Below are 11094 nucleotides of genomic sequence, written 5' to 3' on the forward strand. Positions count from 1 at the left end.
GTAAAATCATCAACTCCCTGATGTACAATTACAGCTTTGCCCAAAATGTTCATATTTTCATCTTCGCAGCCTATACACCACTGATCTGTACTAAATTCAACAAAGGCATTACCATCTGTATCTGCCGTAAAATTACCGATATCACCTTTATGGAATCCCTCAGCCATACCCCATTTTCCATGTGGCTCATGGGTAGGGTTCCAATGCCCTCCGGCAGACTTGCCATCATCAGAAGAACAATCTGCATTTTCGTGAATATGAATGGCGTGTTCTCCAGGGGTAAGTCCACTTAATGTGGCTTTCATCATTACCATTCCGTTTTCTTCTGTAAAGACCACTTCACCCTGAACATTACTGTCACTCTTAGGTTCCATAGAAAATCTTATAACCTCTACATTCACTTCCTCTACCATTTTTTCTGCCTGCTCGTCCGTAGCAGCATCATCCTCTTTTTCTGTCTTTTTACCATCTTTGCAATTATATGCCAGTACAAGAATCATACTTAGTGCGAGTATACGTATTTTCTTCATTTGTTTATTGTTTTATGTTACTTACGAAAGTTACGGAATATTCACTGGTAAGTCAAAACAATACATATAATGATTTGAACAATACCCCGTACCAATTTGCATATTAAAGTTCATTTCACTAAAAATTGATTCTTCAAGGTGCTTAAGACTTTTAACTACCCTTCTGCTTATAAATTGTACTTCAATTTTTTATGACAAATATTTAAAAAGGGATCGTTTATGATTTGTCAATTATTTTAGTAATCACCTGTGTTTCACTATGCAGGGTTTTGTGCACCGGGCATTTATTTGCTATTTCCAGGATACGTTGAGTCTGTTTCTCATCAATATTACCAGTTAGTCTAAGTTCCCTATGAAAAGTATCTATTTTTGCTCCGGGTGATTCACAATCCAGGCAGTCCTCTGCATGTGATTTGCTGTATGAGGTGTGCACTTCCACATTTTTGAGGTCCCAGCCTTTACGTTTTACATACATCTGAATAGTCATGGCTGTACAAGCAGACAAACCTGCAGAAACCATCTCATATGGTGAAGGTCCAAAATCATTACCACCAAATTCTTCCGGTTCATCAGCTATCATATAATGATTCCCTACTTTCATTGAAGTTAAAAATCCTTCATCGGCATCCAGGCTCGCTACCACCTGGTGAGCGGAATTTATATTCTTATCCTGTGGAATTTCGAGATAACGTTGTGCCCAACCCGAAATTACTTTGCCTGCATAGGTAGAATCTTTTTTATCTGAAAGGAGGTGGTCAGCTCCATCCAAAGAAACAAAGCTCTTTGGGTGATGTGCCGCCATATAAATTTCTTCTGCATTTTTTATAGCCACAGTTTGATCTTGTGGAGAATGCATTATCAAAATTGGTTTGCGTAATTCTTTGACTATATGTAGTAAAGTTCTTTTTTCTAAATCTTCTAGAAATTGTTTTTTAATGGTAAAATCGCGCCCGCCTATATTAACTAGGGCCTTTCCGTTTAAGTTTATTTCCTCGATATTACTCTTAAGTAAACGTTTTACATGCACAGGATTAGAAGGGGCAGCAATCGTTGCTATAGCTTTTATCGATATTATTTCTGATGCTGCCAGGAGTACCGCTGCTCCCCCTAGAGAATGTCCTATTAAAAGGGTTGGTGCTTTGTGAGTGTTCCTCAGATATTCTGCTGCAGCTATCAAATCTTCAACGTTCCCCGAAAAATTAGTGTCTGCAAAATCTCCCTCGCTCTCGCCCAGACCAGTGAAATCAAAACGTAAAACACCAAAACCACTGGAAGAAAGTGATTTACTAATATTTTTAATGGCTAACAGGTTTTTATTACAAGTAAAACAATGTGCAAATAACACGTAATTATGTGGTAGTTGATTTGCAGGTAACTCTAGTCTTCCCACTAATTTTTGGCCCGACTTATTATGAAATAGCACTTTTTGTAGGCTCATATTGCTTTTTTATTATTTGATAGTCGAATGAAAGGTACTAAACTTTCTTACAGATAGAAATTGAAATTATTAGATTGTTTTAGGTAAAAAATAGCGATAAGTCTTTAAGGTTAAACAATTTGAATATTCTTTCGTTTATGTCTTAAACCCAAATTATTGATAATCCCTAACCACAAGTTGATTATATTTTTGGAAGTTAACTATGCTATAATGGCTTAGGTAAGAATAAGTTATTTTACTTCACTCTTTTTTCGGCGTAAATCCGGGTTGTAAAAAACGGCTAACTGCAATCGATCGTAATTAGCAGTATTAAAATGGTTTTTCAAATATCCGGCTTGTACACTTAAATTTTCAAGAATATTGACACCAAGGGCCGCATACAGTCTGTTCTGACCAAAAATTTCATCCTGAAGATTCAAAAATATCTCATCATAGAAGTTAAGGAAAAAGGTATTGGTAAGTGGAAGTGTGATTTGTAATCTATACCGAGCTCTATGTTGGGTGTCAGAAGACGTTCCTGAATTCAAAAAACGCTGTTCAAAACGAAAACGATGTTCAAAAAGTAATTCCCAAACTTTATTTTTGAGGATAAATTGCTCAAAAATTCTGTTTTCCAGCAACTTATTTTCGTTAGGAATATCTTCAAAACTAGTGTTGGTTTCAATGTATCCATAACCAATGGTAGCAATAGCCTCAGAACTAATATGGTAATTCAGACCAGTTCTGAGCAGTAATTGATTGAAATTATTTGTGGTTTCATAATATCTGAATTGAGCTTCGGTATGAATGCTAAATCGCTCGGAAACTTTATTGGTCCCAAAGTACATGTACCATGCGCCTAATTTATCTTCTCCTGTTTCCTGAGCATGATTATTTGTAGCAATAAGTAATATAAGAATGGCTAGTAATTTTCTCATAAGGGAACACCTTTTAAAAAAGCATAAAATTACAAGCTCGCTTGTTTGTCATAAGTCAATTCAAGCGAGCTTCTAGTTTCAATTTAACTATCTAAAATCAATAAATTTAGATTTTGCTTAGACTTAAGAATCAGAATTCATTTCCATAGATTCACCGTCCTTAATAGGGGTGCCTTTGTCCTGCTTTAGATATACATCCAAAAATTCGAGGACTTTACTATAAGCTTCGATTTGATTTTCCTTTTTAACAAAACCATGACCTTCGTCTTCAAATAAAACATATTCCACTGGAACCCCATTTTTTCTAACCCCGGCAACAATCTCATCAGATTCTGCCTGTAAAACCCTGGGATCCTGTGCGCCTTGCAGGACAATTAATGGTTTAGTTACCTTATCAGTATGGAATAAAGGGGATATTCTTTTAAGACGAACAGAGTCTGCGCTATTTGGATCTCCCAATTCTTTATACAGCGCATCTTTAAACGATTCCCACCAAGGTGGAATACTTCTAAGGGTTCTAATCCAGTTGGTAACCCCAAATAAATTTACTCCTACAGCAAATTCTTCAGGGGTATAAGTAAGGGCAGCCATGGTCATATAGCCTCCATATGAGCCGCCTATAATACCAATCTTTTCTGCATCAATTTCGCCTTGTTGCGTGAGCCAATTTTTTCCTTCTACACAATCTTTTAGATCTTTATCCCCATGATTTAAGTCATCCATCTGATAAAAAGTCTTGCCATAACCGCTACTTCCTCGATTGTTTACCGCCAGGACAGCATAGCCATGGTTTACCATATATTGTATTAATGAACTAAAATTTTGTCTCGATTGTCCTCCGGGGCCACCGTGAACCCAAACCAGGGCAGGTACCTTGTTTTCAGCACTAGCCTGATGGGGTTTGTAATAAATAGCTGGTATTTCAAGACCATCAAAAGAATTAAAGCGTACAACTTCTGCAGTGACCAGATGCTCACCTTTTATTTCCTGATTTAAAACGTTTGTAATTTGATTCTGCTGCTTGGTTTCCAAATCATATACAAATAAATTAGATGGAGTATTTGAACCACCAGCATAAAACCTCATGGTTTTTTCATCATCTGAAAAACCCACATTAGTAATACTTGTATTATCAAATTTGGGAAGTTCAATATTTTCACCCGAAGCCATATCTTTTACTTCAATAACATTTTTGGCATCTTCATTTATATAAGTCACCTGATATTTTCCATTTTCGGTAAAATAACTACCAGCAATATCCCAATCGCGTTCCATAACTTTTTCACGAGTGCCATCGGCAATATTATATTTCATGAGGTAAGCAAATTCAGCACCATCGTCTGTGGTATAATATAGAGAGGAACCGTCTATGGAAAAGTCTTCACTACTATTAGCGCTTTGATTTACATTTATTTTTGTTGTAGACTTATCTTTAAAACCATAAAGGAATAAATCACTGTCATTTGTGTTAATAGATTTGATTAATGGCAGGTATTGTTTATCATGTGAGATTCCGCCAACGTTATATCCTTCATCATTTTGGTAGAGCAGGGTAGGTGTAAAATTCTCTAAATCCATCTCATACAAATCCATATACCTCTTATCTCTTTTGTTAGAAGTAAAGTAAAAGCTTTTGTCGTCCCTGGCCCACCCGTAGAAAACCGTTCTGGCACCTTCAAAAGGAGTAAGATCTTTTTGTGCTCCCTCTTCGTCTCTTAAAAAGATATGATAAATTTCATCCCCATTGTTATCCATACGGAATAACATACGCTCATCTTCAGGGAAATAGGAAATTGAGAAAACGGAGGAACTATCTGAAGCTGTTACCGGAATAAAATCACCTCCAGACGAAGCAACAGTATACATGTTATAAATACCCGAGCGGTTACTGGATACCAATAATTTTGATTTATCCGGAGAAAAACTTCCCCCAAACACGCTCTCATTGTCCATCATTTGCTCTATGGTGTAAGTCTCCAGAGTTTCTGCAATGCTTGGTTTTACTTCCGTTTTTTCTTGCTTGCAACCCCATATCATTGCGATTGCCAGCATTAAGATCAGTTTTTTCATGTATTCCATGGTTTTAAGATTGATGTTTAAGTAGTTATTACCCTGATAAATAAAGAAGAATGAGCATTAATTCGGGCTGGAAAGAATGGCCATTTTTGCATTAAATAAGGATACTTTTATTTAGATGCTAAATATACCAAAAAGTTGAACTATAAATCTTAAAAGCTTGTTAACGGCAAAGACCCATTTATTAATTCGAAATTTTTATAAGAAGAAAATACAAATGTTAGTTTTCAAACCTTATTTAAATTGTAAAATTTGCATCAATTTTTCGGTCCTAATTGTCTCCCAGGTAGATTTCTCCATCTTTCATTACAAATTTCACTGCTTTTAGTACTGAAATATCCATGGTAGGGTCACCTTGAACAGCTATGATATCTGCCAAAAATCCTTTTCTTATTTGACCAAGTTCATCAAGGTGAAACACTCTCGCATTGATTGAAGTTGCAGATTGTAACACAGCTAATGGTTTCATACCGTATTCCACCATTAATTCCATTTCCCGATAATTTTCACCATGGCTAAAAACACCTACATCGCCCCCAAAAATAATTTCAACCCCTGACTGTAATGCTTCTTCAAATGAAGCCTTTTTTTGAATAATTCTTTTGGGCACAGGGCCTTTGCCTTTTATCCAACCACTATATTGCTCAACAGCTTCCCCTGCGGCAAGTGTAGGACAAAAGGCAACCTTGTTTTCCTTCATTAAATTAAACTCCTTAATGGTTCCCAAATCCCCGTGTTCTATCGTTTCTACTCCTGCAAGAACTGCCCTGCGTATTCCCTCCGGAGTACTCGCATGAGCTACTACATAACTTCCTGCACTTTTAGCGGTAGCTACCATAACTTCAATTTCATTCTGCAAAAAGGTAGGTTGGGCTGGCTCGCCAGATATCCATCTGTAATCTGCATATACTTTAATAAAGTCAGATCCATTGCCAATCTGCCTGCGTACCGTTCGAATGGCCTCATCAATGCCACTTACAGTTTCTGCTCCAAGAGGTACGGTTACTCCGTCATGAAAACCTTTTGGACCATAAGCTCCGGTCGCTACAATTGCTGGTCCGGCTACTAATAATCGGGGTCCGGGAACAATACCTTCATCAATGGTCTTTTTTAGATAAACATCGGTATATCCTGCTCCCTCCGCACCAAGATCCCGCATTGTTGTAATTCCGGCCAATAGAGATCTCCTGGCATAAACTACGCCTCGGATTGCCCGTTCTGCCGGAGATTCTTTAAGTACCTGGTCATTCCAACTGGTTTCATTATATGGATGGAGCAAAAGATGAGAATGACCCTCTATAATTCCTGGTAAAAGTGTCATCCCCTTTAGCCAAATGGTATCTTTGATAGTTTTTATCGGACATTTATCAAGAGGGCCGGTGTAATCAATATGATTGCCGTCCACAACGACTATCCAATTAGTAAACAAAGCTTCTCCATCAAATACCCTATCAGGAATCAATATTGATTGACCTTCCATTCCGGTACTTAATAGTAAAAACAATAGGATAAACAGCTTTTTCATTTCCGGTTATATTAATGAAGATTGAGTGTTGAAAATAAAGATATTTAACGATTTAGCATCCTTCGAATCGCAATAAATAAAAAAATGAATAGGGAATAACCAATAAAAAACGGAATTATATAGGAATCGAGATTACACATAAGCATTATACCTATTATTAAAAGTTGAAATCCTAGTCCAAATGCAGAGACGGCTGTCATAAACCAATTGGGAAGATTTTGACTTGCTACGGCCTTTCTGTCCATTACATAAATTATCCTATCAAATAGTCCATATAAGATGTTGTATAGTCCAAAAAGGAAATTAACCGTTTGCTGTTTCTCTCCGTTCATGGCTTTTGGTGCTTTGCGTTCAAAGACCCGGCTGGTAGTATCACCATTGTATTTATTCCTCAGAATTACATAATAGTAATTATAAAGCGTTCCCTGTAATTGGAGTCCGATAAAAGCAAGGATGGTATAAGCTATTGATCCGTCAGTAACATACCAAATGGTAATCAGGATCATTAGATTAAGAATAATGTCTGAAACAGAATCTAAATACCTCCCCGTATAAGAGGGCTGGTTTTTAACACGGGCTAATTCTCCATCCGCGGCATCTAAAATTGATTTTAATATTAGAAAGAAAGCAGCGGCCCAGTAATAATGATTAAGAATACATAAGATAGCAAGAAGACCCGAAATTACAAATCCGATAGTTAGATGGATCGGCGTAAAGGCAGTATTTTTTAAAGAATTTGCTATGACGCGTGCAATAGGCCTGCCATAGTCTGAAAGGTCTATAAATTGATGTTCTTTGGGTAATTTGGACATTGTAATTATGCCTGCTACCTCTGTAGATATTAATAACGATTGCACGCTGGCTTAATATTAAGTAAAGGCTTAAGACAAAAATAACATTAAATCTACTAATACGTCCTTTAAATAATAGTATAACTAGTTAGCAGAAGCATTTTTTGCTATTTGTTGAAGTTTTTGATCTATATCGGCTTTGCTTATCCATTTCCCTCTGACCATTACGCCAGACAAGTCTTTTAAGGCATGAATGTCTTCAATGGGATTAGAATTAACCAGGAGAATATCTGCCGTCATTCCTTCCTTTAGTTGACCGAAAACAGTTTCCATATCAAAGAAGATAGCTGGGTTAACTGTTCCGGTTTGAATTATTTCAAGCGGAGATAACCCCGACTTCAACAATCCCTCCATTTCGTGATGGATTGAAAATCCGGGAACATTAAATAATTGCGGGGCATCTGAACCCAAAAGCAGGCCATGCCCGGTTTTATTCAGGGCATATATTAATTTTCTTCTTATGTCTATAAAAGTCTCCCATTGAGTTTTATCGAAATTTGTATCCTGGCCAGTTGATGCTTCTTTACGTTTTCTCCATTCTGAGAGCGTTGAAGAGGGCATGTATTTCATCTCGGATTGCTGAAGAAGAAGCTCCCCATCTACCGGTGCAAACCATCTTTCAAAAAGGCTTTGAGTAGGTACTATCCAGACTTTATTATTTTTTGAAAGTTTAACAAGTTCGTCTATCCTGGAAGTATCGGCGATTTTCGTGAAATTGTAACCAAAAAACCCATTGTTATTTGGATTAATATTTTCTGACCTGGGCACCAAACCTTCTAAAAAGCCATCTACATGATCTATGGAGGCATATCTGCTCTCCAGGGCGTGTTTAATACCAACATCAACTGGCACATGTCCGGAAAATGTAATCCCTGATTCATTAGCAGTTTTAACTAATTCGTCAAAGACATCGCGCTTAATTCCAGGATGAATTTTTAAAAAATCATATCTATCATTTTTATAAGATATTACTTTCTCCCTGGCTTCTTGGGTTGAGGTAACCGAATTTCCATTTAAGGAAGGACTTGAAGTAAATATTCTCGGACTTAACAGTTCTCCTTTTTCTGCCGCTTTTCGCAACTCTAAATGAGATGGATGACCTAACATGCCCCTTATAGTGGTGATTCCGTTGGAGAGATACAGAAAAAGGGTTTCTTCCGTTCGTTCTTTAGACGTGGGCGGCGAAGGAATATGAGCATGCATTTCGGCCAGGCCAGGTAAGGCATATTTCCCCTGCCCATCAATTATGTTTTTATAAATCTCTTTATTTTCTATACTCTTTACAATTTTCTTAATCTTCCCTGAGTCGATAACCATTTGCATGTCAGGGAAAAGTTCTCCAGTGGTTACATCAATGACCGTAACATTGGAGATTAAAATAGCCGTCTCACTTATTTTATCTTGTGACTGATTACATGAAATAAAAATGGAGAAGGAGATTACAATAAGAATTTTTTTCATGATTTGTCATTTTTTATTTAATTCAATTTCATTTAAAAATACAATAACTGTATATAACTAATTTAGCGTTACCCGCAATTATAATGTCAAAGTAGCACAAAGCTATGTCTAGTATAATTTATCGGTTTCGTTTCTGTTCGAACAATAGTTATCTAGATTTAATATTCTCAGCGCATAATTCAATGATTTGATCTATTCGTTTAGCCCGTGTTACATCTCTTTTGGCTTGATTTAACCAATACAAATAACTTTTCTGATAGGTCTTGCTAAAACCTTGAAAATTTTGGAATGCAATTGTGTTTTTATCAAAAGCCTGTTGCAAGTCCTGAGGTATAATACCATTTTCCACATTATCCAGTTCATTCCACGATCCATTACTTTTGGCAAGTTCAATTTTTTCTAAACCGCTTTGATGCATTAATCCATTTTCTATAAGTTCCTGAATTTTTGTTTTATTGAGTTTACTCCAAACGCTTTTTGGATTTCGAGGACAGAAATACTGCTTTCTTTTACCATTGCCCAGGCTCTTTACGGTACTATCAATCCAGCCATAGCAAAGGGCAACCTCTACTGCCTCTTGCCACCTCATACTAGGCACTTTCATTTCAACTTTATAAAAAATCAGGTGCACGCCTTTAGAAATAGCGTAATTAACTGAAAGCCACTGTCTCCATTCTTCAGGATTCTTAAAATACAATTCTGGTGATGACCTGAGATTTGACATGAATTTTTCGAATTTTGCATTAATGAATATTTTCTGATAAGAAAATAACAAATACTATCCTTATATTTAAAGCTTCTATCTTTTAAATCAAACGTATTATCTAAAACTAATGAAAAATATTTTTCTTCTGGCAATGTCTTTCTGTTGCCTTTTATTTATGGCCTGTACCTCCAAAAAAAGAGAAGGCAATCCTAAGGTATTGGTATTCTCAAAAACTATGGGATTCAAACACGCCTCCATACCTGATGGAATAGCTGCTATACAAAAACTTGGAGCTCAGAATAATTTTGAAGTAGATACCACTAAAAATGCCGCCATTTTTGAACAGGACTCTTTACAGCAATACTCAGCAATAATATTTATGAGTACTACAGGAAATATTTTGGACCATAAGCAGGAAGCTGGTTTTGAACGTTATATTCAGGCCGGTGGTGGTTTTGTCGGGGTTCATGCTGCTACAGATACAGAATATGATTGGAATTGGTATGGAAAATTGGTTGGCGCCTATTTTCATAGCCACCCTTCCGGTACTCCGGAAGCAGATTTTATTATTAAGGATCAAAGCTTTGCGGCAACCAGTTTCTTCACAGATACTATCTGGCACAGGACGGACGAAATGTACAATTTCAAAAAGATAAATCCGGATATAAACGTACTTATCACTATTGATGAAACTACCTATGATGGGGGAATTAATGGTGATTACCATCCTATGAGCTGGTACCATGAATACGATGGGGGCAGGGCATTCTACACCGCACTAGGTCATACTTCGGAATCCTTGGTTGATGAACAATATTTAAAACACTTATTAGGGGGTATACAATACGCCATTGGGGATAATCTAAAACTTGATTATTCGAAAGTAAGTTCCCAGATACCGCCAGACATTGATAGATTTTCCAAGGTATCCCTTGTTGGGGGAAGTGAGTTCTTTGAACCTACTGAAATGACCATTTTGCCTAATAATGATGTACTTGTAGGACAGCGACGAGGAGAAATAATGCACTACAATGCAGCTACTAAAGAATTAAAACAAGTGGCTTTCCTGGATGTTTATCATAAAGCATTGACTAAGCCCGATTTAAATGCTGAGGAAGGTCTTATGGGATTGCAGAAAGATCCAAATTATGCGCAAAACAATTGGATATATATTTATTACGCGCCAACTGGTATTGAATCTGTAAACAGACTGTCAAGATTTAAGTTTAAAGACGGTGTATTTGACTTGGATTCCGAACAAAAAATTCTGGATGTGGACAGCCAGCGTGAGATATGTTGCCATACCGGTGGATCCATCGCATTTGGACCCGGCGGACTTTTACATTTATCCACAGGTGATAATTCCACTCCATTTGATGAAAAAGACGTAAAATATGTAAATAGCGGTTACGCTCCCTTAAATGATATTCCTGGGAAACAACAGTATGACGCGCGAAGGTCTTCCGGTAATACGAATGATCTTAGAGGTAAGATTTTAAGGATAAAAGTAAATGAAGACGGTTCTTATGATATTCCAGAGGGTAATTTATTCCCGGCCGGAATGGAAAAAACAAGACCGGAGATATACAC

General features: G+C 36.9%; 9 protein-coding genes. 1 reads left to right on the forward strand and 8 read right to left on the reverse strand.

Annotated features, from left to right (window positions below; all coding sequences use genetic code 11):
- The 8 genes from WBN20_RS07285 to WBN20_RS07320 form a co-directional block, all read right to left on the reverse strand.
- The coding region (locus tag WBN20_RS07285) for a superoxide dismutase family protein (RefSeq protein ID WP_424281221.1) at positions 1-530 on the reverse strand (530 nt) is incomplete at its 3' end.
- Positions 531-747: 217 nt separating this feature from the next.
- Entirely contained in the window at positions 748-1968 is a 1221-nt protein-coding gene (locus tag WBN20_RS07290; RefSeq protein WP_424275013.1) for an alpha/beta fold hydrolase, read from the reverse strand.
- Positions 1969-2198: 230 nt separating this feature from the next.
- Positions 2199-2885 carry a DUF2490 domain-containing protein gene (locus tag WBN20_RS07295; RefSeq protein ID WP_424273648.1) on the reverse strand — a complete coding sequence of 229 codons (687 nt, stop codon included), beginning with the start codon at positions 2883-2885 and terminating at the stop codon, positions 2199-2201.
- 123 nt (positions 2886-3008) lie between these two features.
- Positions 3009-4955 carry a S9 family peptidase gene (locus WBN20_RS07300; RefSeq protein ID WP_424281222.1) on the reverse strand — a complete coding sequence of 649 codons (1947 nt, stop codon included), beginning with the start codon at positions 4953-4955 and terminating at the stop codon, positions 3009-3011.
- A 277-nt stretch (positions 4956-5232) separates the two neighbouring features.
- Positions 5233-6486 (reverse strand): amidohydrolase family protein, encoded by a 1254-nt coding sequence (locus WBN20_RS07305; protein ID WP_424281223.1) that lies wholly within the window; start codon positions 6484-6486, stop codon positions 5233-5235.
- 44 nt (positions 6487-6530) lie between these two features.
- Complete coding sequence (locus WBN20_RS07310; RefSeq protein ID WP_424273144.1) at positions 6531-7298, reverse strand: CDP-alcohol phosphatidyltransferase family protein; 768 nt, start codon at positions 7296-7298, stop codon at positions 6531-6533.
- Positions 7299-7421: 123 nt separating this feature from the next.
- Positions 7422-8798: an amidohydrolase family protein gene (locus WBN20_RS07315; RefSeq protein ID WP_424281224.1), complete on the reverse strand. Its 1377-nt coding sequence runs from the start codon at positions 8796-8798 to the stop codon at positions 7422-7424.
- Between the two features lie 148 nt (positions 8799-8946).
- Positions 8947-9522, reverse strand: a complete 576-nt coding sequence (locus WBN20_RS07320; RefSeq protein WP_424281225.1) for a YdeI/OmpD-associated family protein — start codon at positions 9520-9522, stop codon at positions 8947-8949.
- Positions 9523-9631: 109 nt separating this feature from the next.
- Between WBN20_RS07320 and WBN20_RS07325 the strand changes: the two genes are divergently transcribed.
- Positions 9632-11094 (forward strand): ThuA domain-containing protein (locus WBN20_RS07325; protein WP_424281226.1); only part of this gene is annotated, 1463 nt, incomplete at its 3' end.

It is taken from the genome of Eudoraea sp. (assembly GCF_049665975.1).
Lineage (GTDB): Bacteria > Bacteroidota > Bacteroidia > Flavobacteriales > Flavobacteriaceae > Eudoraea.